This is a genomic window from Streptococcus oralis subsp. oralis (assembly GCF_002096435.1).
Lineage (GTDB): Bacteria > Bacillota > Bacilli > Lactobacillales > Streptococcaceae > Streptococcus > Streptococcus oralis_AA.
In genome coordinates this window covers 739,010-764,415 of sequence record NZ_NCUI01000025.1, presented here as the reverse complement: position 1 = coordinate 764,415, position 25,406 = coordinate 739,010, and the positions used below count along the sequence as shown (strand labels likewise).

Below are 25,406 nucleotides of genomic sequence, written 5' to 3'. Positions count from 1 at the left end.
AAATTTATGAGTACTAAACTAATCGCCGTCGATATCGACGGTACCCTGGTTAACAGTAAAAAGGAAATCACTCCGGAAGTCTTTTCTGCCATCCAAGATGCCAAAGAAGCTGGTGTCAAAGTCGTGATTGCAACAGGCCGTCCTATCGCAGGTGTTGCCAAACTTCTGGACGACTTGCAGTTAAGAGACCAAGGTGACTATGTCGTGACCTTCAACGGTGCCCTTGTCCAAGAAACTGCTACTGGCCATGAGATTATTAGCGAATCCTTGACCTATGAGGATTATCTGGATATGGAATTCCTCAGTCGCAAGCTCGGTGTCCATATGCACGCCATTACCAAGGACGGTATCTATACTGCCAATCGCAATATCGGAAAATACACGGTGCACGAATCAACCCTCGTCAGCATGCCCATCTTCTACCGCACCCCTGAAGAAATGGCTGGCAAGGAAATCGTCAAGTGTATGTTTATCGATGAACCAGAGATTCTCGATGCTGCGATTGAAAAGATACCAGCAGAATTTTACGAGCGCTACTCCATCAACAAATCTGCTCCTTTCTACCTCGAACTCCTTAAAAAGAATGTAGACAAGGGTTCAGCCATCACTCACCTAGCTGAAAAACTCGGATTGACCACAGATGAAACCATGGCGATCGGGGACGAAGAGAATGACCGTGCCATGCTGGAAGTCGTTGGAAACCCCGTTGTTATGGAAAATGGAAATTCTGAACTCAAAAAAATCGCCAAATACATCACCAAAACAAATGATGAATCTGGCGTTGCCCATGCCATCCGTACTTGGGTACTTTAAAATGCTTAACTATTAAAAATAAACGACACCCCAAAAGGTAGAGATGACACTCTAACTTCCGGGGTGTTCTTTTTGAATTTTCGCCAAATCTTCCAATCTGGCTATCATAGTAAGCCCATCTTATCTAGTTCTTTTAGGGCAGTTTCTCTTGATGGGTATGGATTTCTATTGATGAAACGTTTTACAGCTTCGACGTGATGATAAAGATCCATGCTAATTTCTTTTAAATTTCCAATAAAGACATCGAGCAGTTCTGGTTCAATGTTCTCTAAGGGAGAAGGAAGCTCTTTCTTATTTTTAAACTCAAAAGCTTCTTTAGCAGTCACACCTATTGCATAACTAATGTTGTCCCACAAGAGACCATTCGCTTCATTTTCATCTAACTGCATGTAGATAAATATTCCACCGAAGTCTGTCCCATCATCTAAAAGGCGATAAAGTTCCTCTCCCCTTTTATCTCTATTCTCCAAAAAACTCCAACATGCATCGAAGGCGGTTCGAATATGTGAAGTATATTGTGTTTCCATACGATTCGCAATTGCCTCAGCAAAAATCAACATAAAATAACTCGTAAACATATCCTCTCCTGATCTATGCTTGAACGAATGGCCTATTCGTTCTCATCAGATAAAAATAGTGGTCCAAAGTAGTTTTTAACGAGCTCATCCTTTAAATATCCATCTATTTCTGGCCCAGATATTTGTGAAATAAGTTCCCTATTTTCAGCTAGGATTTGTTTGTAATTTAAAGAAAGAACCTCAAGTATGTCCTCGTCAACACTTTCAATCGTTTGTGGCAGGTAGACTTCCCCCGAAGCCATATAAGAATAATGACAAACCAGGACAAAGAAATTAGCGATACAGTTCCATACTAGTGGATTGGTTTTCTTATCTAGCATCTGAAATGACAAGATATCCTGCTCATCCATATTTTCCAATCGATTGTATAAATCATATGGACAAAACCCACTCTCTTTATCAAGCTCCTGTTTTGAAAGTTTTAAGGAGTCAAAGACAAATTCCTTATATTCTTTCTCACTGATAAAATCTACAAGACCGTATATCAACTCCTGTAGGAAGAGCAACAAATTTTTATTATCTTTCATTGATTTTCCTTTTATTACTAAAAATTAACTTGGGAATGTATAATTCACTGGAAAAGGTGACAATCACTCTTCCTCCTCAAACATCAGAGCATCTAATTCTTCTCTTTCAGCCGCAATCTCTTCGAAGGTAGAAATAATATTATTTAAAAATTCTAAGGTGATAATACCAGTCGAATCTCTCATCGTAACCATAGTCCCAATGGCACTCAACTCATTTATGAGGGCTCTAACCTTTTTCAATTCGTCCAAATCTAACATGTCTACCTCTATTACCGTGTCATGATCTTTTATTCTGGATTGGATTAAAGAGAAAGGCAAGGATGAATAATTTCTTAACAACTTATAGGTTCCTGACTTGTCACCTATAGAATCTATATAAATAGCTAGCATCGTTTCCGCTCTCTTTATTATTCCGGTAATTCTACCTTCAAACTCATATCCGTCGGTTGTAATACCTTCTGAACCGCAGCGAGAAAGGCTAGCCCATTATCAGATGGAGAATATTGGAAGGTAATATGGATGACTTTTTGTCAAAGTTATCGCCATATCGTGCCACATACTGCTTACTTTCGAGAAAGTAGATGTAGTTGTTGAGTTTTTCTTATATCTCATTCTTTACAACAAGATAATCCAATTTAAAACTTCTCTACTCCCTCTGAACTATACCCTAACAAAGTAGCCTCATATTGATCTCCTAGTCCATTAGTATCATTCAGTTGAATCAACCACTCCTTCATAGCTTTTAATTTTACAATCGATGCATAGAAGGTTTGAAATATTCTGTTTGGCAGGTAAAACAGACTGTATTCATTGTCACTTGCATCTACGTAATAAATCTTGTTTAATTCTGAAGAAAAATTTATTTTTCCTTTGATCCTAGAATCAACCGAATAAAAACTATCAAGTTTTTCTCTAGTCAAGTATTCTTTCAATATTACGATATCCTCTATACCATTTATTAAAGTCATCAGTGGGAATTCAAAATCTGTAACTCCTCTTTTAACAAAGATAGCAAAATAGATCTGCGCTAACTCCTTGTTACTAATTTTACAGAATTCTAAAATAACACCTCTTTCATTTAGTGAAATAAAAAATTCATCTTCTCTTTTTTCTAGAGTATAAATCATATCCACATTATCATATGCCTGCAACTTGTTATTTATTGAAACAATTTCGACATCGCTGATAAACCTTTTCAAACTTACAATATATTCATTATCAAACATTATTATTTCTCCGTTAGGATTATCGATTTTTAAATAAGGGTGAATTTAGGTTGTTTCCTTCTTCTTTCTCCATATTTAGGATCAATGATACTAAATAAGCGAATTTGTTCTTCATCAAAAAGATTACCATACCGTTCAAAATCTCCATTAGCATTAGCCCATGCATTCTTTGATGCTATTCTAGTAACATATGATTGTAAAAGATAATAAAGAATATCTTCTTTATTTTCAAATTTTTTCTCAGAATTTATTTTGCCACGTTCGACACCGACGATATAGTAATGATCGCCTTCTAAATAAATAGTACGTCCTTCTGGTAAGAATAGAGATGGTTTTTCTTCGGTAAATAAATCCGACTGATTCAGATTTGTCTCCCCTATTTTTAATAATAATTCTATTAATTCATCCTTTATATGTTTAATCATCTTATTCCTCACAAATGTTTACAATCATTACCAGAAAATACTGACGCGGTTATAGACAGCTTCTATATTTGACTATCTCATAAACTTCCCTGATAGCCTCTTCTTCATTTTTAAAGACGAATATGTAAATCTTTTCCTAACACTCCGTCTAGAATAAATGAATCGAGATTAGGATTCAACTTATTTAATTTGAACTTTTGAATTTTTGTTATTTCAGGCTGAAAAGAGATACTTCCATTGGGATATTGCTTTTTCAAAATTTTATCATAAACTTCCTTTATAAAATTTTCCCAGGAGTCCGATAAGCGATTTGCAAAAATAGTCTCTCCTTCAAGTAAATATTGTATACCGTCTGCTCTATGAAAAGCTAATAAGGCAACTGGGAGAGTACAATTAGGATGATTAATAATTGCCTCTGGCACTTCAAAACCATTACCCCAGTTATAATTATCAAGCAAGACAAAGAGTTCATCTTCACTAGTAATAGACTTAACTAGTTTCACAGCTTCAGCATTGCTTTCAGAATATAAAATGTATGATAGTTTATTTAATTTTGTTGCATCCATTTTTAATATCTCAATCTAATTTATTGTAAAAATATTTTCATCGTTCCAGAATTGTAGCTTGAGTTGAATACAGATGTTTTTTATATTCTAGCATTGTATCAATCTTTCATCTGTAACTCCTACAATTCCTGTGCTTTCACTTCCTCAACCCATTTTTCAAACTCGAGACGTGGAAGTAATTCCTCATCCTTGTCATAACGTCCTTCATAGCTATAACGACTGTCAAGACTATTTTTCTTAGCATCATAAATCAACCACATTTCAGTTGGATGTTCACGATTATATTCTTGGCAAACATCAATCAATTTTTGTATATCTTCATTACCGTATCGTAATACTGAAAACATCATATTATAAGAATCATCTACTTTAGTATCCAAAACAGTGTTAACCTTGTGTAATTTGACATAAACTCCATTGATTTTATAAAAAACATCAAAAGAAAGCAACGCTTCTTCAGAGATGCAATAAATATATACTTTTTCTGCCTGATTTTGGACATATTCCATAGCCAATGAAATCATGCCAGCTTGGACTTCCATAAATTTATCTTCAAATTGGGTCATCATCTTCTCCTACAGTTTCTCGCCTTTTACTTCCTCAAACCATTTTTCAAACTCGAGACGTGGAAGTAATTCCTCATCCTTGTCATAACGCCCTTCATTGCTATAGCGACTATCAAGACTGTTTTTCTGTGCATCATAAATCAACCACATTTCAGTTGGATGTTCGCGATTGTATTCTTGGCAAACATCAAGCATTTTCATTACATCTTCAGTTCCATATTTCAATAAAGCAAATGCCATATTATCAGAATCATCTACTCTTTTTGTCGCAACTTCATTAACTTTTTCCATTTCAATTACAATACCATTTATCTTATAAAATGGTTTAAAACTATACAAACTGTCCGCTATCGCATAAATATATACTTTTTCTGCTTGATTTTGAACATATTCCATTGCTAGTGAAATCATACTAGCCTGAACTTCCATAAATTTATCTTCAAATTGTGTCATTATATCTCCTTGTATTTGCATCTTATTGCTTCTAAGCTAGATCTGCGAGCTAAGATGTCCTTAAACTATAAGAACAACAAAAAATTATTAAAAGACATATAGTTATAGGAGTATATCCTGAAAACCAATTTCAGACAATACGCCATTGACAAATTTTATTCCTATGCCATTTTCTTTATCCCAATCACACTCACATAAAAAACCAAACTCTTCAACATTTTCGTCAAAAGTTAAAGGAAATAGGATTTGCTTGGGTTGCAACAAAGAATAAATCTTCTCTTTGTCTCCAATGATGTCTAAAAAATATTGTTTTGCTTTATGATTCGTGTAGCTTGAAACAATATCTGATATTTCACGATTGTAGTATGAAATAATTGCAACATTTGCCTCTTTTACTATTTCATCTAAGTGATTCTCGAAAAATATATAGGCTTTTTCCTGATTAATTTCAAATTCAGCATCTTCATCTGCATCAATATTGATTTCCAAAACATGGCGCTTATTGAAAATATCTAGAGAAATATCTTTTGTCCAACCGTAATTATACTTTAGTTTTCCAAAGGTCTGATGATTTATTTCCATTGTCTTTTACAACCGTTCTTTCTATCAATATAGCATTGCTAAAAACTCTGTGAAGTTGTTAGCTAGAAACTCTATAGCAGGCTCTAGCTCGTACGATTCCTCGTGATACCAGATGCAAATATTTGGATTATCAGGATCCTCCACATAGTTTAGACATAGAAAGTCTCCACCATATAATGCTGCTATGGGGATTAGTTGCATTCCGACATTATCTTCATCAAATACAATACGACCTTCCAATTGCGTACTCACAACTCCGATATCGTAAGCCTCTTCTGTCTTTTCACCTGAAATAGCTAGTATTGCTAAAAAGCGATCGATTACTTTCTCATTATTCCCAAAATGAAAATACCGTTTTGAGGGAATGATCCCATTCTCTTTCTTTATAAATTCCTTATAATCATCAGGCAGTTTAACTCTCCACGCTACCTCTCTTTCATGCAATAAGGCATCAGTTGGCATAGGGGAGATGATTGCTTGTTCTTTCTGAGTCATATTTTCAGCTTCTTTCTTTACTTAAAATCTTTATACCACTAGCTCTTAGAAATTAATCAGTCTCTTCCTTGTCCCATAATGGAGAGGGGTACATATAACTTCCGCTGTTTGCTACATCTCTTCGTCCTTCACGAACTGTAAAATCTAACAGCTTGAAGAATTTCTCTTTTGCTTCCAAAAAATTAGTAAATTCAAATGTTTTTCCCATAATATAAGACCTATCATCTCTACAATTTACCATAAACAGGTTATCCCTAAAGAACAGATGAATCGCGAAAGGAGTAGTATCTTTTTCATTAAATAAAACATAGACTAAAGATTGGTAGTTCTTTTCGCTAATGGATTTTTCAATTATTCTCTTATAGTTTTCAATAATCTCTCTTGAAAGAGTCTCAGAACCGTCCCATAATGGAGAAGAATACATCTTACCCATTCCTTCCTGAACATAATAACGATTGAAAAAAATAGTATCTCCCAAAAATTTTAAAAATTTCTCTTTTGCTTCTGAAAAGTCTGTATAGTTGAAAATTCCCCCCTTACTTGCTCTATCCATGGTAGCGTAAACATTGTAGACTTGCTTAGAATCATCATATTCGATTACCACTTCCCATTCACTAGGACCATATTCGTTAAAGATAGAATATCTCAAACTCTCATATCCTAAATCTTGAATGGCTGACAGCAGGTCTTGCTTTTCTTTATCTAAATTTTTCATTCATTATCTCCTGCAATTAACAATCAATCCGTCTTTTCATTGTCCCAAAGCGGGGAGGAGTAATATGGAGAAAATCCAACTTTAAGTCCTTTCTTAGTCGATTCTACAAAATGTTCTAATCGTTCCAAAAAAGCTAGTTTTGCATCTTCAAAATTATCAAATTCTACCGAATTTCCCATCACATATGATCGATCATCTCGTCCTTCAACATAAAATTTTCCATTTTTCTGATAAAGATAAAATGCCCAAGGAAGCTGCTTCGTTTCGTCAAATAGAACATAATGTAAGCTCTCAAAATGACGTTTTTTAATCTCTTGTTCAACTATATATTTCATATTCTCAAAGTCAGCTTCGATTTTATCCCATAACGGGGAGGAGTATTCAGGAACTTCTCCATTTTCAACGGAAGTTTTATTTTGAAAAACTGTTAACTTTAGATTATGGATAAATTTTTCTTTTGCTTCTTCAAATGTTTTAAACTTAAAAATACTTCCTGTACTTGCTCGATCCATTGTTGAGTAAACTTCATACAATTCCAATTCTGGATTATAATCTATCCTAGTTTCCCACTCAGAAGGTCTGTGTTCATTAAAAATAGAATATCTTAAAGACTCATATCCTAAATCTTGAATGGCTAATAAAAGTTCAGAACGTTCTTGGGCTTCGTCTCTCATCTTCTAGTTATCCTCTTTTTCATCCCATAATGGTGATGAATATTCTGGTGATAATCCTAACTGTATATGCAGTTTATTAGATTTTATAACAAGTTCTAATTTTTCAAAAAAATCTTTCTTTGCACTTTCAAAATTATCGTACTCTTTGCTATGTCCAACTATATATGATCGATCATCTCGACCATCAACATAAAATTTTCCATTTTTCTGATAAAGATGAAATACCCATGGAAGATTTTTATTTTCATCAAATAGAACATAATGTAAGCTCTCAAAATGGCGTTTTTTAATCTCTTGTTCGACTATACATTTCATGTTCTCAATGTCAGCTTCGATTTTATCCCATAACGGGGAGGAGTATTCAGGAACTTCTCCATTTTCTACGGAAGTTTTATTTATTTTTACAGTAAGATCTAGTTTTTCTAGAAATTTATTTTTAGCAGCTTCAAAATTATCAAATTCCAATTTTTTATTATAACTTGCTCTATCCATGGTAGCGTAAACATTGTACACTTGCTTAGAATCGTCATATTCGATTACCACTTCCCATTCACTAGGACCATATTCGTTAAAGATAGAATACCTCAAACTCTCGTATCCTAAATCATGAATGGCTGACAGCAGTTTTAAACGTTCTTGGGCTTCGTCTCTCATCTTTGCTTGACCTCCTTATTTATCCCAACTAACAGTTCATCTATACAGAGTTACAACTACCATCACTATCACTCAATAATAGAAAAACGTTGATTCTTTTGATATTTTTGATTGAATCTTTCTACCTGACTCATGGGTTTTATTTTAACAAGACCGTTTGGGAAAGTGATACTGTCGTTCAATTCCTTTTGAAAAAGCTTAACTCCCTTAGAGATTGCTTGTGCAACTGTCGACGTATGGATTGTAAAGCTAGCTATATTTTTTTCTTGCATAAAAAGAATCGCATCAAAAAACAAAACTGAAATATATAAATCAACGGCAGAACTCTGTGATAACTCTATAAGACTGCCTTCTAATATATCTTGAATCTTGTCAATATCATTTTGCTTGTAGAAATACTCAGCTAATACTTGGCAAATATCTGTCGGAAAAACATCTGGTACAGAGGTCGGAGGCTCTATACAATATCTTTTTTCACCTCGCAAAATCCCAGCAACATCGCCTGCTTGGATAGCTTCTAACAAGAGTTTTCTGTAATTTTTCATTTGATAATCTTTCATATTTTTAATTTTTAAAAGGCTCAGTTTGTTCTCTGCAAAATTTATCATTTTGAAGTTATTAAGATTAGTTTCCACTTTTTAATCGCTACTCGCTAGAATTTCAGCCCCTTCGGGTAATATTTATTCCAATTCAGTCTTTGTGAATAAGCCTTGCGCTTTAGGATTTCTTCTTAAAGCTTCTGGATATTGCCTCAAGAAATTTCTATTAGCTTCTTCTTATCTCACTTTCGGTGGCCAATAATCGTGCTTAACTTTGCAAGATATTTCAAGTAGAGTCCGTTTTCCACTCTCTAGTAAGATAAATAATTCTTGTGGTAATTCATAGACAACTAACCAAGAAACCACGGTTCCCTCTTCTAAAACTAAATAATACTTTTCCTCATCTTTCCAGATATGCTGACCGTAACCTTTTACTTCTTCAAATTGGATAACATCTTCCCATTGTAGTTTTGTTGGTTTCATTTTATACTTTCCTTACTTAAGTGGTGATACATAATCATCTGGAAGTTTGCCTCTCCAGTCAATCCACATTTGCTCAGCAATTGGAATTAATCTTTCAAGCTCTTCCTGAGTAAATAACTCTCTAGTTTCAGGTAAATCAATTAATGATGTCGGACTCTCTTCTATAAATCGTTTCTCACTAGCTTTCTTTTCTTCTTCCGTTGGTGGCCAAGAATCGTTTTGAACCTTCCAAGATATTTCAAGTAGAGTCCGCTCTCTACTCTCTAGTAAGGTAAATAATTCTTGTGGTAATTCATAGACAACTAACCAAGAAGCTACGGTTCCCTCTTCTGAAACTAAATAATACTTGTTATCATTTCTCCAGATGGATTTTCCGTAACCTTTTACTTCTTCAAACTGGATAACATCTTCCCATTGTAGTTTTGTTGGTTTCATTTGTATTCTCCTAGTGAAAGTTATTCTCTCAACCAGAATATCATAAAATCAGGCTTCTTTTTCTCTTCCTCAATAGGCGAAGCCATCTTTTATCCATTTTCTAGTTTCTAAATCTAAATTAAAATAGAAATCACTTCGACCAGATTTATCAAAACAATCCTCTTTAAGAGCTTCGCATACAATTCTCAGTTTCTTCTTACTTATCTCAGAAATATATAGCATAGTAAATCCTGCAGGAGATTCAATTTGGTCGATTTTCTCACCTTCTAAATTATAAACTTCTAGTTCTGATGGAACGTCAAAATCGCTGGATGAGCGAAATATACTGAAGATACGCTGATATTTAGGGCTAAAGCGAAGATGATGTAAATGTTGAAAAATAACCTGATGCTTCCCATTATGATTCCAATCTAGGGTTCCTTCTAGTAGATTTTGTTGCCCTAACAATTTTCCTTTCAAACTAAAGTAGAAAATGATTTTGTTAATGAAATTTTCCCCACTATAAACCATCACCATGTTCTCATCTTTATGATATTCCGCATGAATGATTTCTGGTAATTCTATCTTTATTTCATTGCTATCCCACTCCCATGTGAGCATCTGTTCACTGTAATCAATTTTCATCGCCCTTCTCCTACTCTAATTCAGATAAATTCGATCTGAATTGTTTGCTCCGTCATCATGGAGTTCACTTCCTCGACAAGTTTATCTATCTCGTTCTGTGTGATAAGAATGTGATTGTAAGGTGGTTCCCAATTCTGTATGCTTGACCTATATACAATAAAGCTACCATCAGTCAACAACTCTCCCTCTGCTTTTAGAACATAGCCATTTTCATAGTCAAAAGTAACGTTACCACTTGTCCCAGAAATTTTCATTCCATTTCCTTCTTTACTCAAACATCATTATTTTTCTCAGAAAACTAAATCCTAATACTCATAATAAGGAGAGAAATTCCCCTTCAAATAAGCACTGATACTTTCTCCTATTATACCACACCTCCATTTTCATCTGAAATGGTTTCTATTTTAAGACAAAAAAACACTGATCATTCAGTGCTTTTTGATTGAATTACTGCCCCCTGCAGGAATCGAACCTGCAACTACTCCTTAGGAGGGAGTTGTTATATCCATTGAACTAAGGGAGCTAGAGAAAAACCCTGCTGGGTGAGCAGAGTTTTTTAGTCGAATTAACGACGGATTTCTTTGATACGAGCTGCTTTACCTTGAAGAGCACGCAAGTAGTACAATTTCGCACGACGTACTTTACCGTAACGAACAACTTCGATCTTTTCAACACGTGGAGTGTGGATTGGGAAGATACGCTCAACACCTACACCGTTAGAGATTTTACGAACTGTGTAGTTTTCTGAGATACCAGCACCTTTACGTGCGATAACAACACCTTCAAAAATCTGGATACGTTCACGGTTACCTTCGACAACTTTCGCGTGTACACGAACAGTGTCACCAGGACGGAATGATGGGATATCTGTACGAAGTTGACCTTCAGTCAAGCTTTGGATTAATGGATTCATTTTATTCTCCTATCTTTGTCAATCTTGAGGAACCTTCCTCAGCGGATAAACTGTATTTTTGTGCGTCCATTACACACAAGATACAGTTTACCAAATTTCCACCTAAAAGTAAAGAAATTTATAGCAGAATTCCTAAAAAAATCGCTAGAAAACCGCCTATATAAGTTAAGAGAAAATAGCTATAAAATACCTTCTTGTCACTTAACAGTCTTTGCAGCTCATCATTCAAGGTAGAAAAGGTCGTTAACCCTCCACAAAAACCTGTCGCTAGGATGGCATAGACTTCCTTGGACTCCACATGATTGTAGAGTAGACCAATCAAAAAACATCCTAGAAGATTGACTATGAGAGTGCCCAGTGGCAATTTAGAAGCTTGATTATAGCGGGAAAAGAAATAACGCACCAGGGCTCCAAGCCCGCAGGCGATTGCAAGATAAACGATTACCATTTCTTCCTCCCTAGAACATAAGCCAAGAGCAGGCCTCCACCAATACTCAAAAGTAGGTAGATGCCTAAACTAAGATAACGCCCGGTATCAAGCATTTTTACTGCATCCAAGAGTAGACTAGAAAAGGTTGTCAGGCCACCACAAAATCCTGTCCCCAGCGCCAAAACCAAGCCTTTACTAGTTCCCTTATAGACCAGATAGCCTTTCACCAGATAGACCAAGCAGACAATGCCCAGATAGTTGACAAGGAGGGTGCCCCAAGGAAAGTCTGGGCTAGCTGGTAACCAAGTGGAAATGAGATAGCGGATAAGGCCTCCCACCATGGCAGCCAGAAAAATTCCGAGCGGATAGAATTGTTCTTTTTTCATTTGATGTTTTGATCCTGATAATCACGCGAACGTTTGAGAATGTCTGAAAAAGTCGCAACAATGGTCTCCTGATAGCGCTTATCCTCTACACGACTTCTAACCTTTTCAAAAATGATTTCTTCTCGCTTACTATCTAAAATAGGTTTTCCTGAAGCTTTCTTATAGGCAACTACTCCCTCAACCAAATGCATTCGTTCTTCTAGGAGCTTGACGATTTGATCGTCAAGCTGATCAATTTCTTGCCGAATAATATCTAAGTTCATACAGTCTCCTCCTTTATTTGAATTATTGTATCAAAAAGCCACCAAATAGGCTAGTAAAATCCCAAAATAACTAATAAAAAAACGCACTAACTTCTTCCAGTCAGTGCAGTTTGATTCTTATCCTACTTTTGCAGCCAATTCTTCTGCGAATTGTTCCAAACGTTCGATGTCTTCTTCTTCGGCAGAAAGGTCTACTTTAACACACTCTGAACCTTTTTCTGCTCCTGTCGTTACAAAAACGCGATCAAAGTCATCAACAGCTTTACAGAATTCGTCGTAGAAGGTATCTCCTGAACCGACCACTCCGTAGATTTTGCCATTCAAGTTGAGATCTGCTAGGTCTTCGTAGAAGTCCATCATCTCATCTGGCAATTCCCCATCACCGTAAGTATAAGTCGCAACGATTGCGATGTCCGCCTCCAAGAAGTCTGAAGCGTCAACAGTCGTACATTCATCCACATCGACATCCAAGCCCAAGTCACGCAATTTATCTGCTACAATATCTGCAATTTCTTCGGTATTACCGGTCATACTGGCAAATACAATTTTTGCTAATGCCATAACGTCCTCCTCAATTTATCTTTCTCCATTATATCATATCTTTTTCATTTTAAAAATAAAAATTCTTGTGCTACAATGAAATGAGAAAGAATTGAGGTTATTTATGGAAATTTGCCAGCAAATATTAGAGAAAATCAAAGAATACGATACCATTATCATTCACCGTCATATGAAACCAGATCCTGATGCCTTAGGGAGTCAGGTAGGTTTGAAAGCTCTTCTCACACACCATTTTCCAGAAAAGACTATCAAAGCGGTCGGTTATAACGAACCAACTCTAACCTGGATGGCGGAAATGGATACTGTCCAAGACAGTGACTACCAAGGAGCTCTTGCTATTATTTGTGATACAGCGAATCGTCCTCGTATCGATGATAAACGCTACGAACAAGCTGCTTTCACCATCAAAATCGATCACCATCCAAATGATGATATCTATGGTGACCTATCTTGGGTGGATACAAGTTCAAGCAGCGCCAGTGAGATGATTGCATTATTTGCTCAAGAAAATCAGCTAGCTTTGTCTAGTGAAGCGGCACGACTTCTCTATGCAGGAATTGTCGGGGACACAGGGCGTTTTCTCTACCCGTCAACTAGTGCCCGTACCTTTAGAATAGCTGGCCAGCTCCGAGAAATTGATTTTGACTTTGCTGGATTATCTCGTCAAATGGATACCATGAGCTTCAAGATTGCAAAATTGCAAGGGTATGTTTATGATCACTTAGAAGTTGATGAGAATGGGGCTGCACGCGTTCTACTTACTCAAGATATCTTGAAAAAATATAAGGTTACAGATGCTGAAACAGCGGCAATTGTTGGGGCACCTGGTCGAATTGATACTGTTAAGGCTTGGGCTATCTTTGTTGAACAAGCTGATGGTCACTTCCGTGTGCGTATGCGCAGTAAAATCACTCCTATCAATGAGATTGCCAAACGACACGACGGGGGAGGGCATCCATTAGCCAGTGGCGCCAATTCCTATAGTCTAGAAGAAAACGAACAAATATATAAAGAACTGAAAGAGGCTCTACAGATTCACCAAGGCTAAGAAAGAATTTTCTAGGCATTTTATATGCTAGATTCTTAAAATATACGGTTTCTTTGTACCTCAGTTTATGGTATAATAAATCAAACTGAATAAAAGGAGACTTAATAATGGAAAAAAATCGTTTGTATATTCTCATTTCTGCTGGAGTAGCCATCCTTGGTTCACTCTTGCCTTGGGCTAGTTTAAATGCAGGTTCTTTTGGATCCTATAGCGTGAATGGTTACCAAGGTGATGGGTGGTTTGTCATTATCGCAGCTATTGTGTCTATTGTTCTTGCTTGCTTGAATAATATGAATAAAGCAATGCCTAAAGGGTTCTCAATTGGTGTCATTGTTGCAGGTGCAATTGCAACTCTTGTCACACTAAATAGTCTCTTTAATGTAAATAAATACATGTCTAACTTTGGTGGATATGGTATTTCAATCGGCTTTGGTTTGATTTTGGCTATTCTTGCTAGCATTGCACTTGTTGTAACTGGTCTCTTGGCAATGTCAGGTGGTAAAATTACAAAAGAGTCATTTACTGAATTAGCTGAGTCTGGTAAAGATTTTGCTCAAACTGTCGGACGTGTAACAAGCTCTACCGTTAAAACTGCAGTCGAAGAAATCAAAAAAGAATCTCAAGAACGTAAAAAAGAAGAAACTACTGCTGATAAAACAGAGACAGCTAAAGAGGAAACCGAGCAAACAGAAGAAGCTAAGGAACCAGCTAATGTGGAGGCTGAATCAGTAGCAGAAAACGCAGAACCAGTAAAAGAAGAAACTACAGAAGCTGAAACAAAAACAGAAGCTGAACCTGTAGCCGAACCAACTGAAACAGAGGCTGAAGCTGAAACTGTAACAGAATCAACAGAAACAGAACCTACTGAAACTGAAAAAGAGGCTAAATCAGCAGCAGAAAACACAGAACCAGTAAAAGAAACAGAAGTAAAAAATCAACAAGAAGAAAAAACTCCAAATCAAGAGAACTAATCATTCTTCTACCGTCACTCCAGTAAACACTGGAGTGATTTTTTATCAAGATTTTTAATAAAATCAGGGAAAAGACTTGCCAAACTTATCAGAATCTGATAGACTAGTATGGTAACAATCTATGGCTCGCAAAGAGACCATGGCAGAAAGGAAATATTGCAAAATGAAAAAAGATATCCATCCAGAATATCGCCCAGTTGTCTTCATGGACACAACTACTGGTTACAAATTCCTTAGCGGTTCAACAAAACGCTCTAACGAAACTGTTGAGTTCGAAGGCGAAACTTACCCATTGATCCGTGTGGAAATTTCATCAGACTCACACCCATTCTACACTGGACGTCAAAAGTTCACTCAAGCAGATGGACGCGTGGATCGTTTCAACAAAAAATACGGTCTCAAATAATGATAAAAAAGAACAGTTACCACTGTTCTTTTTTTGTACTTCTTTTTATGAACCAACCACTACTACTTTCTATTTGTCAACCTTCACGCTGACACTATAATAGATTTCAAACGAGGTTAAAAAATATCGAAAAGAAGCTTGACATTGAGAATGGTTAAGATAATGGAAACTGCGTAACCTAGGATTGTATTCCACTTGGCATTGGTGAATTCTCCCATCAGTGACTTCTTAGAGGTCAGATAGATTAAGGGGAAAATTGAAAACGGAAGAGCGATTGACAGAAAGACCTGTGAATAGACCAATAACTGATCCAAGGTTTTTTCTTGATGTCCAAACAAGACGGCTACAATAATCACAGGGAGCAATGCAAAAATCCGGGTACCGATACGGATAATCCACTGAGGCAATTTCAGATGTAAGAAGCCTTCCATGACAATCTGTCCTGTTAAGGTACCTGTAATGGTCGAATTCTGGCCACTTGCTAAGAGGGCTAGGGCAAATAAAGTTGACAGAGTTGAACTAGCTATCGCTCCTGCTATTGTCGAATCCTGTAAAGCATTGTACATTTGAGAAAAAGCTGAAATTTCAGATGCATGACCAAAAAAGAGAGATGCCCCTAAAATGAGAAGTAAGGAATTGACAATAAAGGCTAGGGACAACTGAAGATTTGAATCCCAGGTCATAAAACGCACGGCTTTTCGAACATCCTTCTTATTTTTGTGATTGATTTTCCTTGTCTGGGATAGGGATGAATGAAGATAGAGATTATGGGGCATGACTGTCGCTCCTACAATTCCTAGAGCCAAGGTCAATTGGCTTTCATGACCTGGCAATGGTGTCTCAAATAATGTTGGAGTTGGTAAATAACCACCAATAATCCCCTGGATACTTGGATTGGATAAAGCTACCAGATAGGTAAAGATGGCTAATATGGTTAAAATAAGGGTCGTAACAATGGCTTCAATTTTTTTGAAGCCAAATTTCATCAATAAAAGTAACAAAAATACATCTAAAACGGTTAAGAGGATAGCGACCATAATCGGTATTTTAAATAAAAGATTTAAGGCAATCGCTGAGCCTAAAACCTCGGCTAAGTCTGTCGCCATTAAAGCTAATTCTAAAATCACCCAAAGACTATAGCGGAGCCATTTGGGAGCATGATGTGCAGTTGCCTGTGCTAGGTCCATCTTAGTTACGATACCGAGTTTTCCAGCCATCTGTTGTAACTGCATGGCAATGATGGAGGAAATCAAAATAACAAATAAGAGACTATATTTGTAGGAAGCACCACCAACCACACTGGTAATCCAGTTTCCAGGATCCATATAACCAACTGCTACAAGGGCTCCAGGTCCTAAAAATGCTTTTAGATTTTGCCAAAAATGATTGTTATTAGGAGTTTCAATAGATTGGTTGATCTCAGAAAGAGAGACTTTTTTGTAAGAAGACATCGGAATTTTACACTTTCTAATCTGTCTTTACTTTTTTAATGGAATTTTTGAAAATATAATGAAAATAGTTTCCCATTTCCAATTCTCCCTTATTATATCACAATTTAGAATGATTCCTAAGAAAACAAATGATAGTTGAAATAAACAATATCAGTATTGTAAAAGCCAGCGATAGAAAACGCTGGCTTTAAAACTGTAAAAATTCTTTCTCAACTAGATCGCTTCTGTGACAAAACTACGGCTTTCTAGCACCTTGAGCATGGCATTTGCTGTGTCTAGGGCTGTGAAGAGGGGCACACCGTGTTCAATGGCTGAACGACGGATTTGCTCACCATCTTCGTCAGCAGTTCGTTTGGTTCCGACAGTATTGATGATCGCTTGAATTTTCCCTTTGCGGACAAAGCTTGGGATATCTTGTTCATCGTCACCAATCTTACCAACAGGTTGGGCTTGAAGTCCATGACTGGCAAAGAAGGCTGCTGTCCCTTCTGTCGCGAGGATACCGTAGCCGATATTTTGGAAACGACGAGCCAAGTCCAAGGCTTCATCTTTGGCATCATCTGCGATGGTAAAGACAACATTTCCAAAGGTTGGCAAGTGCAGGTAAGAAGCTTCAAAAGCCTTGTAGAGAGCTTTTTCAAGAGTTGTATCAGAACCCATGACTTCCCCTGTTGACTTCATTTCAGGACCTAACAAGCTGTCTACCTTAGCTAGCTTGGTAAAGGAGAAGACTGGCGCCTTGATATGAACGCGAGTGCTTTCTGGATAAAGTCCATCTTGATAGCCAAGTTCTTCAAGACTTTGCCCAAGAATGAGCTTAGTCGCTACCTGAGCCATAGGAATATTAGTTACCTTAGAAAGGAATGGCACCGTACGGCTGGCACGTGGATTGACCTCAATAACGTAGACTTTTTCATCCTTGATGACAAACTGGATGTTCATCATCCCAAGACAGTTGAGGCCGATTGCTAGGCGTTTGGTGTAGTCTGCGATGGTTTCCTGTACCTTTTGCGACAAGGTTTGCGGAGGATAAACTGCCATTGAGTCACCTGAGTGGACACCGGCACGTTCGATATGCTCCATGATACCAGGGATGAGGACATTTTCCCCGTCTGAGATGGCATCAACTTCACACTCTTGCCCAACGATGTAAGAGTCAACAAGGACTGGGTGGTCTGGACTGGCCTTAACAGCGGTACGCATGTAAGAACGAAGATCTTCTTCGTTTTCGACGATTTCCATAGCACGTCCACCCAAGACATAAGATGGACGAACGAGGACTGGGAATCCAATCTTGCGAGCTGCAAGTACGGCTTCTTCTTCATTGGTAGCCGTTTGACCTGGTGGCTGTGGAATATCCAAGTCTTTAAGGGCTTGCTCGAAGAGGTCACGGTCTTCGGCACGATCCAAGTCAGCTACTTGGGTACCAAGGATGGTCACACCTGCTTTTGCCAAAGGTTCCGCAAGGTTAATGGCTGTTTGACCACCGAACTGAACGATAACGCCTTTTGGTTGCTCCAAGTCGATAACATTCATGACATCTTCGAATGTCAATGGTTCAAAGTAAAGTTTGTCTGATACCGAGAAGTCGGTTGAAACAGTCTCTGGGTTTGAGTTCATGATGATGGCCTCATAACCAGCTGCTTGGATCGCCTTAACAGAGTGAACAGTTGCATAGTCAAACTCAACCCCTTGTCCGATACGGATTGGACCTGAACCTAGGACTAGGACGGATTCCTTATCAGACTTGATAGACTCATTTTCCCATCCATAGGTTGAATAGAAATATGGTGTTTCCGAGTCAAATTCTGCCGCACAGGTATCAACCATCTTGTAAACTGGGACAATCTTGTTTTCCAAGCGAAGTTGGCGAACTTGGTCAGCTGTCGTTTCCCAGAGTTCAGCAATCTTACGGTCTGAAAATCCATTGAGTTTAGCTGTTTTCAAAACTTCTAGATCTTGTGGATGGGCACCTAATTCTTGCTCAATTTCAAAGATGTGCAAGAGTTTATCTAGATAGAAGATATCAATCTTGGTCAATTCAGCGATTTCTTCTGGTGTGTAACCACGGCGAATAGCTTCTGAAACGTAGAAGAGACGATCATCTTGGGCTTTGACAACTTTTTCAATCAAAGCATCATCTGAAACCGTTGCAAGCTCAGGCATTTCATTGTGATGGACTCCGATTTCAAGTGAGCGGCAAGCTTTAAGAAGAGATTCCTCGATGTTCCGACCGATAGCCATGACTTCTCCAGTCGCCTTCATCTGGGTGCCCAGACGGCGTTCCCCTTTTTCAAACTTGTCGAATGGGAAACGAGGAATCTTAGCAACCACATAGTCGAGGGCTGGCTCAAACATGGCATAGGTTGAACCTGTAACTGGGTTGATGACCTCATCCAAGGTCAAACCGACGGCAATCTTAGCTGCCAATTTAGCAATCGGATAACCAGTTGCCTTAGAAGCAAGGGCAGAAGAACGCGATACACGAGGGTTTACTTCGATAACATAGTACTTAAAGCTATGGGGATCAAGTGCTAGCTGAACGTTACACCCACCTTCAATCTTAAGGGCACGAATGATGCTCAAGCTAGCGTCACGTAGCATTTGGTTTTCGTAGTCTGACATGGTTTGTGCAGGGGCGAATACGATGGAATCCCCTGTGTGAATCCCAACTGGGTCAAAGTTTTCCATGTTACAAACAACGAGGGCATTATCAGCCGAGTCACGCATAACTTCGTACTCGATTTCCTTGAAACCTGCAATGGAACGCTCAATCAAACATTGGGTAACAGGTGACAGTTTCAAACCATTTTCAGCGATTTCACGCAATTCTTCCTCGTTGGCACACATACCACCACCAGTACCACCTAGGGTAAAGGCTGGACGGACGATGACTGGGTAGCCAATTGTCGCTGCAAAGGCAACTGCTTCTTCAACTGTGTTGACAATTTCAGATTCAGGGATGGGTTGCTCAAGCTCTTCCATCAATTGTTTAAAGAGATCGCGGTCCTCAGCTTGGTCGATAGCAGACAATTTAGTCCCGAGAAGTTCTACTCCGAGCTCATCTAAGATTCCGTTTTTAGATAATTCCATGGCCATATTAAGCCCTGTTTGCCCTCCAAGTGTTGGAAGCAAAGCATCTGGACGTTCCTTACGGAGAATACGAGTCACAAACTCCAGTGTAATCGGTTCGATGTAAACCTTGTCCGCAATCTCCTTATCTGTCATGATGGTGGCAGGATTTGAGTTCACCAAGACAACTTCATAACCTTCCTCTTTCAAAGACAAGCAGGCCTGGGTCCCCGCATAGTCAAACTCAGCAGCCTGACCAATAATAATCGGACCAGAACCAATCACCATAATTTTTTGAATATCAGTACGTTTAGGCATTTATAAGATATTAAGGGCGTCAAGCGGACAAAGCTAAAATAGGAGTTATAACGAAGAACTGTCAGTTCTAGGAATAACTATCTTTTTAGCAATGTCCGTAGCCCGTATTCAGTTCAGCAAATACGGACCACCCTTCTCCTTTCTATTCGGCAACTCTCGGGTTGCCATTAAATAAATTCTCCGACGATTTTTTAGAGAAACGATATTTTTCGATAAAAAATCTAGTGCAGGGAGTTTTTAGTTCGCCCGATAGCGACTAAAAGAAACGACCTGCCTTTCTATTCGTCGCCTCACAGAGCGACATTAAATAAGATACAAAGGACGATTAGAAAGCGATTGAATTTTAGGAAACTAAGGAAGGATTGACAATCCAAGTTGGTTTCTCTAAATTCCGAGCTTTCCGTCCGTGTTCAGTTACATAAATTCTCCGACGAGCTTTTACTCGTTCTTAGTTTGCTTGTTTAAAAGCTTCCATCATCTCGATAAACTCGTCAAATAGGTAGCTAGCATCGTGTGGACCAGGAGCTGCATCTGGGTGGAATTGCACAGAGAAACCTGGTTGGTATCTGTGTCGAACTCCTTCAACTGACTTGTCATTGATTTCTTCGTGTGTAATAATCAAGTGCTCTGGCAAATCCTCACGGCTAACCGCATAACCATGGTTCTGGCTAGTAAAGTCTACTCGTCCTGTAGCAATCTCACGTACCGCGTGGTTAAATCCACGGTGACCGAATTTCATCTTGTAGGTCTTAGCCCCATTCGCCATGGCAAAGAGTTGGTGTCCCATACAGATACCAAAAATTGGAATTTTTCCTTGCACACCACGAATCATGTCCAGTGCTTCTGGAACATCTTCTGGGTTTCCTGGACCATTTGACAACATAACTCCATCAGGATTTAGGTGAAGAATTTCTTCTGCCGTTGTTGAATACGGAACAACCGTCACATTACAGTTACGCTTAGAAAGTTCACGTAGGATTGAGTGCTTGAGCCCAAAGTCTACTAAGACCACGCTCAAACCAACTCCTGGAGCTGGATAGGAAGTTTTAGTAGAAACCTGTTTGATATTGTCTGTCGGCAAGACTGTTGCTTGGAGCTGGTCCGTCACATGGTCCATACTGTCTCCAACATGGGTCAAGGTTGCACGCATAGTACCATGCTTACGGATAATCTTGGTAAGTGCACGCGTATCAATCCCTGAAATACCCGGAATTTTCTTGGCTTTCAAAAACTCATCCAGCGTCATTTGGTTGCGCCAGTTGCTAGCTCGACGCGCCTCTTCGAAAACGACAACTCCCTTACAAGTTGGAATGATGGATTCATAATCATCACGATTTATTCCATAATTTCCCACCAAAGGATAAGTGAAAGTCAAGATTTGTCCATTATAAGACTGGTCTGTAATGGATTCTTGGTAGCCGGTCATCCCTGTGTTAAAGACGATTTCGCCTGTTACATCAATATCTGCTCCGAAGGCCTTGCCTTCAAAAACTGTGCCATCTTCTAATACTAGAAGTCTTTTTGTCATATTTTCACCTCTCGTGGACGCTCACTGGCGTCTTTTAACGTCTTGTGTTTTCATTGGCGTTTCTACTCGCCAGTACGGATTCTAAGATTGCCATTCGAACAAAGACACCATTGGTCATTTGTTGGACAATGCGTGATTTTGGCGCTTCAACCAAATGGTCAGCAATTTCCACATCTCGATTAACTGGAGCAGGATGCATAATGATTGCTGTTTCTTTTAAGCGATTATATCTCTCTTGGTTCAAGCCGTGTTGAGCATGGTAATCTTCTTTTGAAAAAACGGCTCCACTTTCGTGGCGTTCATGTTGAACTCGGAGTAACATCAAAACATCCACCTGATCAACAATCTCATCAATAGTTACAAACTGTCCATAGTCCGCAAACTCTTGACTTCTCCATTCCTCAGGTCCTGCAAAGAACAGTTCAGCTCCCAAGCGTTTCAAAATCTGCATATTGGATTTGGCAACGCGTGAGTGGTCCAAGTCGCCTGCAATAGCAACCTTGAGACCCTCAAAGTGGCCAAATTCCTCATAAATAGTCATCAAATCAAGCAAGCTCTGGCTAGGATGTTGTCCCGAACCATCACCACCATTGATAATAGAAGTTGTAATCGACGGACTCGCAATCAACTCTCTGTAATAGTCAACCTCTGGGTGGCGAATCACACAGACATCCACTCCTAGAGCAGATAGTGTCAAGATGGTATCATACAGTGTCTCACCCTTATTGACCGAACTAGTCTTCACATCAAAGTCCAGTCGCTCCAATCCTAGCTTAATCTCTGCCACTTCAAAGGACTTATGTGTCCGTGTAGAATCTTCAAAGAAGAGATTCGATACGATAGGTTTGTTCTCGTAGGGGAGTTGGACTCCGTTTTTAAACTCGATTCCTCGTTTGATCAATTTCATCACTTGATCAACCGTGAGGTCTTCCATGGAAACCACATGGTTCAATGCTTGTTGATTTTCTGACATGGCTACTCCTTCAGCTTTCTAAGCTTCTTCAGTAATCAGAACTCTGTCTTGGCCATCAAGTTCTGTCATCTCTACGATGATTTCTTCAGAACGGCTAGTTGGGATATTTTTCCCAACGTAATCTGGACGGATAGGCAATTCTCTATGTCCACGGTCAACTAGTACCGCAAGACTCACGCGCGCAGGACGACCATGGCCGACAATGTTATCAATAGCAGCACGGATAGTACGGCCTGTATAGAGTACATCATCCACCAAGATAACCTCACGGTCAGTCACATCAACAGAAATCAAAGAAGTATCTTCTCCGCTTTTAACATCATCACGGAAAGGTTTGGTGTCCAATTCCACAACAGGAACTGTGATGTTTTCCAACTGCTCCAAGCGTTCTTTGATGCGATGAGCGATGAAAACACCACGCGTTTTTATCCCTGCTAGGATAATCTTATTCAAATCTTTATTGCGCTCGATAATCTCATAAGTAATTCGCGTAATCGCTCGTTTGACAGTCAATTCGTCTACAACTTCTTTTGTCTTCATGACAAACCTCCAAAAAGAAAAGTCTCCTTCTACAAGGAGACTTGAAATGTATGGCCAAGCGAGCCCAACTATAAACAGTATAGACTTCACCCTTCTACTTTATCGCGCTCCTTGCCTGCCTCACGGGACAGGTTTAAAGGATTATTTAGTTATCATTTACTATAGCATAAAGCACCCTTAAAATCAAGCAAAAACTTTTTTCAGTGTCCTCTTAAACATTGCTAAAATCATACAGTTGGGGATAGTGATCGCATTCTGGATTTTTGGGATGACAGATAGCTCGTCCAAAGTAAATCATGGCCTGGTGAGCTGCTAACCATTCTTCTGGTGGCAAGACATCCATAACACGTTTTTCTACTTCAAGTGGCGTAGCTGATTTTTTAACGATATCATGATGCTTGCAGATACGCTCCACATGAGTATCCACTGCAAAAGCAGGAATCCCAAACCCCACACTCATGACGACATTTGCTGTTTTACGACCAACACCAGCTAGACTTTCTAATTCCTCTCGAGTCTGAGGCACTTGACCATCAAAATCCTCTAGTAACTGTTGGGCACATTTTTTAAGGAATTTAGCCTTATTTCGATACAGTCCCAGGCGAGAAATGTGTGAAGCAATTTCACTCTCTGTCGCTACAGACATGGCTTGTGGCGTTGGAAAAGCAGCAAAGAGACCTGGTGTGGCCTTGTTTACCGCTGCATCTGTGGTTTGGGCTGACAACATCACCGCAACCAAGAGTTCAAAATGATTGCAAAAATCAAGACTAGGCTTAGCATCTGGAAAGAGGGCAATAATTTCCTCTATGACATGACGGGCACGTTTCTTGGATAAAACCATCTACTCGTCTCCATCAAACAGTCCTTGCAAGCCAGCAAATGGACTGTTTTCTTCTTTCTTGACTGCTTGTTGGGCTTGATATTCGTCTTCAGTCATGATTTGCCAGTCATTTCCTGATACAAAACCTTGGCCCGCCTCTTCTTCTGCCGTCAAGACTTTGATAGGAATATTGAGCAGAATATTATCTGCTACGCTCTCAGCAAGATCAATTTCCCCATTTTCGATAGGCAAGACTAAGTCATCGTCTAGAACTTCCTGGTCCAGTTGGTTGGTCGCTCCTTCCATGAAAACTTCTGTGACTGGATAAGACTCAGCTAACTCAACCGGCTCCATACTGCGGCTGGAAGCAAGGACAATGGTATATGACAACTGATAGTCTAAGAAATACAGACGGTCTTCATACTGTACCTTCCCCACTGCAAGGATATTTTTGACATCTAAAATCTCTTGATTTCGTTTACACAATTCTGCTGCCAGGTCTAAAGCTTGTTCAAAATGCAGGCCTTCAGGTTGCTTACGAATTTCTTGAATATTTAATTTCATATTTCCTCCATAAAGATGTACTCACTTGATTATACCATGAAAAGGCTATAAGTCATCCTCCCAAACTTTGAGATTAAAATCTCATTTTTTAACATATTTACTATGACAAACTTTCCTATTAGTGCTATACTATAGGCAAGAATACATCAGAGCAAGGAGGATGCTCACATGGAAGACAAAGCACTCATCACTGAAGCTTACCAACTCCTTTCCGAGTTAAATAAAAGCTACCAAAGTTGCAAACAGGGAACAGCCGATGATCTTCGACTGCAAGAGCTGCTGAACACTACTCTTAAGGAACTAAAAAAAGCAGAAAAGCTAGACAACAGTATCTTAATCGACCTTGAGAAATTTTACCAACGTACTAGTCTGCTGATTGGACTAGGGAGCCTAAAACTAAACGATCAAGCTCGTTCTGCTTGGCGCAACTATGACAAGTTCCACTATGAACATGTCAAACACGTATTAACTCTCTATGGGCCTGTTTTTGGTTTTTAGAGCTTGAAATTACTTGTTTTCTATTGACAAAATTTCCTGAAAGGTATAGGATAGAGGTACTAATACTCGGAGGTATGGGAGACATGAACAACTAATCTATCAAATAAAGAACTTTATTTAGTAGATCTTGTTTTTGTCTCTTTTTGTGTGCTCTTTTTATACTAGATTTTCTAGTATCTTGTCCTCATAGAAAATCGAAAAACTAGAAAGCTATGCTCCTCTTGGGTTGGGTTAGGCAACTCCAAGCTAGTTTGACGAGTTTTTCAACGAGGATAATAGAGTTTTGACAGTGACTTTGGGCTCTACTAG

Annotated in this window: 34 protein-coding genes, 1 tRNA gene and 2 pseudogenes; 5 read left to right on the top strand and 32 right to left on the bottom strand. The window is 38.6% G+C overall.

Annotated features, from left to right (window positions below; all coding sequences use genetic code 11):
- The first annotated feature begins 6 nt into the window (after window positions 1–6).
- Window positions 7–813 (top strand): sugar-phosphatase, encoded by an 807-nt coding sequence (gene yidA, locus B7723_RS10160; protein WP_084849304.1) that lies wholly within the window; start codon window positions 7–9, stop codon window positions 811–813.
- A 104-nt stretch (window positions 814–917) separates the two neighbouring features.
- Here yidA and B7723_RS10155 read toward each other — a convergent pair whose 3' ends face one another.
- The 25 genes and pseudogenes from B7723_RS10155 to B7723_RS10035 all read right to left on the bottom strand — a co-directional run bounded on the left by B7723_RS10155 (window position 918) and on the right by B7723_RS10035 (window position 12,908).
- Window positions 918–1,391: an Imm6 family immunity protein gene (locus tag B7723_RS10155; protein ID WP_084849305.1), complete on the bottom strand. Its 474-nt coding sequence runs from the start codon at window positions 1,389–1,391 to the stop codon at window positions 918–920.
- A gap of 32 nt (window positions 1,392–1,423) precedes the next feature.
- Entirely contained in the window at window positions 1,424–1,918 is a 495-nt protein-coding gene (locus tag B7723_RS10150; protein ID WP_084849306.1) for an Imm6 family immunity protein, read from the bottom strand.
- Between the two features lie 63 nt (window positions 1,919–1,981).
- The gene (locus B7723_RS10145) at window positions 1,982–2,308 is read right to left on the bottom strand and encodes a hypothetical protein (RefSeq protein WP_084849307.1); all 327 of its coding nucleotides are present in this window, start codon (window positions 2,306–2,308) and stop codon (window positions 1,982–1,984) included.
- A gap of 17 nt (window positions 2,309–2,325) precedes the next feature.
- A pseudogene (locus tag B7723_RS10140) lies at window positions 2,326–2,519 on the bottom strand (DUF6572 domain-containing protein); the annotation flags it as partial.
- Window positions 2,520–2,553: 34 nt separating this feature from the next.
- Window positions 2,554–3,144 carry a hypothetical protein gene (locus B7723_RS10135; RefSeq protein ID WP_084849308.1) on the bottom strand — a complete coding sequence of 197 codons (591 nt, stop codon included), beginning with the start codon at window positions 3,142–3,144 and terminating at the stop codon, window positions 2,554–2,556.
- A gap of 29 nt (window positions 3,145–3,173) precedes the next feature.
- The gene (locus tag B7723_RS10130; protein ID WP_084849309.1) at window positions 3,174–3,569 is read right to left on the bottom strand and encodes a hypothetical protein; all 396 of its coding nucleotides are present in this window, start codon (window positions 3,567–3,569) and stop codon (window positions 3,174–3,176) included.
- Window positions 3,570–3,679: 110 nt separating this feature from the next.
- On the bottom strand, window positions 3,680–4,135 hold the full coding sequence (locus B7723_RS10125) for a DUF4274 domain-containing protein (RefSeq protein ID WP_084849310.1): 456 nt from the start codon (window positions 4,133–4,135) through the stop codon (window positions 3,680–3,682).
- Between the two features lie 119 nt (window positions 4,136–4,254).
- Window positions 4,255–4,701 (bottom strand): hypothetical protein, encoded by a 447-nt coding sequence (locus B7723_RS10120; RefSeq protein ID WP_084849311.1) that lies wholly within the window; start codon window positions 4,699–4,701, stop codon window positions 4,255–4,257.
- 9 nt (window positions 4,702–4,710) lie between these two features.
- Complete coding sequence (locus B7723_RS10115) at window positions 4,711–5,154, bottom strand: hypothetical protein (RefSeq protein WP_084849312.1); 444 nt, start codon at window positions 5,152–5,154, stop codon at window positions 4,711–4,713.
- Window positions 5,155–5,256: 102 nt separating this feature from the next.
- Window positions 5,257–5,736 carry a DUF6985 domain-containing protein gene (locus B7723_RS10110; RefSeq protein WP_084849313.1) on the bottom strand — a complete coding sequence of 160 codons (480 nt, stop codon included), beginning with the start codon at window positions 5,734–5,736 and terminating at the stop codon, window positions 5,257–5,259.
- Between the two features lie 24 nt (window positions 5,737–5,760).
- Window positions 5,761–6,231, bottom strand: a complete 471-nt coding sequence (locus B7723_RS10105; protein WP_084849314.1) for an SMI1/KNR4 family protein — start codon at window positions 6,229–6,231, stop codon at window positions 5,761–5,763.
- A gap of 52 nt (window positions 6,232–6,283) precedes the next feature.
- Entirely contained in the window at window positions 6,284–6,946 is a 663-nt protein-coding gene (locus B7723_RS10770; protein ID WP_084849315.1) for an Imm59 family immunity protein, read from the bottom strand.
- A gap of 23 nt (window positions 6,947–6,969) precedes the next feature.
- The gene (locus B7723_RS10765; RefSeq protein WP_084849316.1) at window positions 6,970–7,620 is read right to left on the bottom strand and encodes an Imm59 family immunity protein; all 651 of its coding nucleotides are present in this window, start codon (window positions 7,618–7,620) and stop codon (window positions 6,970–6,972) included.
- 3 nt (window positions 7,621–7,623) lie between these two features.
- A complete protein-coding gene (locus B7723_RS10760; RefSeq protein ID WP_084849317.1) occupies window positions 7,624–8,274 on the bottom strand; it encodes an Imm59 family immunity protein in 651 nt (216 codons plus the stop codon).
- Window positions 8,275–8,342: 68 nt separating this feature from the next.
- Entirely contained in the window at window positions 8,343–8,909 is a 567-nt protein-coding gene (locus B7723_RS10085; protein ID WP_239827338.1) for a hypothetical protein, read from the bottom strand.
- 45 nt (window positions 8,910–8,954) lie between these two features.
- A pseudogene (locus B7723_RS10080) lies at window positions 8,955–9,296 on the bottom strand (hypothetical protein).
- A 12-nt stretch (window positions 9,297–9,308) separates the two neighbouring features.
- The gene (locus B7723_RS10075) at window positions 9,309–9,731 is read right to left on the bottom strand and encodes a hypothetical protein (protein WP_084849318.1); all 423 of its coding nucleotides are present in this window, start codon (window positions 9,729–9,731) and stop codon (window positions 9,309–9,311) included.
- A gap of 69 nt (window positions 9,732–9,800) precedes the next feature.
- The gene (locus B7723_RS10070) at window positions 9,801–10,355 is read right to left on the bottom strand and encodes a hypothetical protein (RefSeq protein ID WP_084849319.1); all 555 of its coding nucleotides are present in this window, start codon (window positions 10,353–10,355) and stop codon (window positions 9,801–9,803) included.
- Window positions 10,356–10,375: 20 nt separating this feature from the next.
- Window positions 10,376–10,609, bottom strand: a complete 234-nt coding sequence (locus B7723_RS10065) for an Imm74 family immunity protein (RefSeq protein ID WP_084849320.1) — start codon at window positions 10,607–10,609, stop codon at window positions 10,376–10,378.
- A 197-nt stretch (window positions 10,610–10,806) separates the two neighbouring features.
- Window positions 10,807–10,878, bottom strand: a tRNA-Arg gene (locus B7723_RS10060).
- Window positions 10,879–10,920: 42 nt separating this feature from the next.
- Window positions 10,921–11,268 carry a 50S ribosomal protein L19 gene (gene rplS / locus B7723_RS10055; protein WP_001068669.1) on the bottom strand — a complete coding sequence of 116 codons (348 nt, stop codon included), beginning with the start codon at window positions 11,266–11,268 and terminating at the stop codon, window positions 10,921–10,923.
- 118 nt (window positions 11,269–11,386) lie between these two features.
- The gene (gene crcB / locus B7723_RS10050) at window positions 11,387–11,716 is read right to left on the bottom strand and encodes a fluoride efflux transporter CrcB (protein WP_084849321.1); all 330 of its coding nucleotides are present in this window, start codon (window positions 11,714–11,716) and stop codon (window positions 11,387–11,389) included.
- A complete protein-coding gene (crcB, locus tag B7723_RS10045; protein WP_084849322.1) occupies window positions 11,710–12,084 on the bottom strand; it encodes a fluoride efflux transporter CrcB in 375 nt (124 codons plus the stop codon). The genes crcB (B7723_RS10050) and crcB (B7723_RS10045) overlap by 7 nt, the downstream gene beginning before the upstream one ends.
- A complete protein-coding gene (locus tag B7723_RS10040; protein WP_084849323.1) occupies window positions 12,081–12,347 on the bottom strand; it encodes a chorismate mutase in 267 nt (88 codons plus the stop codon). Before B7723_RS10040 ends, crcB (B7723_RS10045) begins: the two co-directional genes overlap by 4 nt.
- 117 nt (window positions 12,348–12,464) lie before the next feature.
- Complete coding sequence (locus tag B7723_RS10035; RefSeq protein ID WP_084849324.1) at window positions 12,465–12,908, bottom strand: flavodoxin; 444 nt, start codon at window positions 12,906–12,908, stop codon at window positions 12,465–12,467.
- A 103-nt stretch (window positions 12,909–13,011) separates the two neighbouring features.
- On the opposite strand from B7723_RS10035, the gene B7723_RS10030 reads away from it, so the two are divergent.
- From B7723_RS10030 to B7723_RS10020, 3 genes are all read left to right on the top strand, one after another.
- Entirely contained in the window at window positions 13,012–13,956 is a 945-nt protein-coding gene (locus tag B7723_RS10030; protein ID WP_084849325.1) for a DHH family phosphoesterase, read from the top strand.
- A 107-nt stretch (window positions 13,957–14,063) separates the two neighbouring features.
- On the top strand, window positions 14,064–14,927 hold the full coding sequence (locus B7723_RS10025; RefSeq protein WP_084849326.1) for a lantibiotic ABC transporter permease: 864 nt from the start codon (window positions 14,064–14,066) through the stop codon (window positions 14,925–14,927).
- 163 nt (window positions 14,928–15,090) lie between these two features.
- The gene (locus B7723_RS10020) at window positions 15,091–15,333 is read left to right on the top strand and encodes a type B 50S ribosomal protein L31 (protein ID WP_000710762.1); all 243 of its coding nucleotides are present in this window, start codon (window positions 15,091–15,093) and stop codon (window positions 15,331–15,333) included.
- A gap of 116 nt (window positions 15,334–15,449) precedes the next feature.
- Here the strand turns inward: B7723_RS10020 and B7723_RS10015 are convergent, their stop codons facing one another.
- The 7 genes from B7723_RS10015 to B7723_RS09985 form a co-directional block, all read right to left on the bottom strand.
- Window positions 15,450–16,784 (bottom strand): Nramp family divalent metal transporter, encoded by a 1,335-nt coding sequence (locus B7723_RS10015; RefSeq protein ID WP_084849327.1) that lies wholly within the window; start codon window positions 16,782–16,784, stop codon window positions 15,450–15,452.
- Window positions 16,785–16,997: 213 nt separating this feature from the next.
- Complete coding sequence (gene carB, locus B7723_RS10010) at window positions 16,998–20,174, bottom strand: carbamoyl-phosphate synthase large subunit (protein WP_084849328.1); 3,177 nt, start codon at window positions 20,172–20,174, stop codon at window positions 16,998–17,000.
- Between the two features lie 448 nt (window positions 20,175–20,622).
- Window positions 20,623–21,702, bottom strand: a complete 1,080-nt coding sequence (locus tag B7723_RS10005; RefSeq protein ID WP_000166847.1) for a carbamoyl phosphate synthase small subunit — start codon at window positions 21,700–21,702, stop codon at window positions 20,623–20,625.
- Between the two features lie 34 nt (window positions 21,703–21,736).
- Complete coding sequence (locus B7723_RS10000) at window positions 21,737–22,675, bottom strand: aspartate carbamoyltransferase catalytic subunit (protein ID WP_084849329.1); 939 nt, start codon at window positions 22,673–22,675, stop codon at window positions 21,737–21,739.
- An 18-nt stretch (window positions 22,676–22,693) separates the two neighbouring features.
- On the bottom strand, window positions 22,694–23,215 hold the full coding sequence (gene pyrR, locus B7723_RS09995; protein ID WP_000850018.1) for a bifunctional pyr operon transcriptional regulator/uracil phosphoribosyltransferase PyrR: 522 nt from the start codon (window positions 23,213–23,215) through the stop codon (window positions 22,694–22,696).
- Between the two features lie 211 nt (window positions 23,216–23,426).
- Window positions 23,427–24,056: an endonuclease III gene (gene nth / locus B7723_RS09990; RefSeq protein WP_000244426.1), complete on the bottom strand. Its 630-nt coding sequence runs from the start codon at window positions 24,054–24,056 to the stop codon at window positions 23,427–23,429.
- On the bottom strand, window positions 24,057–24,599 hold the full coding sequence (locus B7723_RS09985; protein WP_084849330.1) for a YceD family protein: 543 nt from the start codon (window positions 24,597–24,599) through the stop codon (window positions 24,057–24,059). It abuts the gene before it with no gap.
- A gap of 168 nt (window positions 24,600–24,767) precedes the next feature.
- On the opposite strand from B7723_RS09985, the gene B7723_RS09980 reads away from it, so the two are divergent.
- A complete protein-coding gene (locus B7723_RS09980; protein WP_033583983.1) occupies window positions 24,768–25,097 on the top strand; it encodes a hypothetical protein in 330 nt (109 codons plus the stop codon).
- Window positions 25,098–25,406 lie beyond the last annotated feature (309 nt).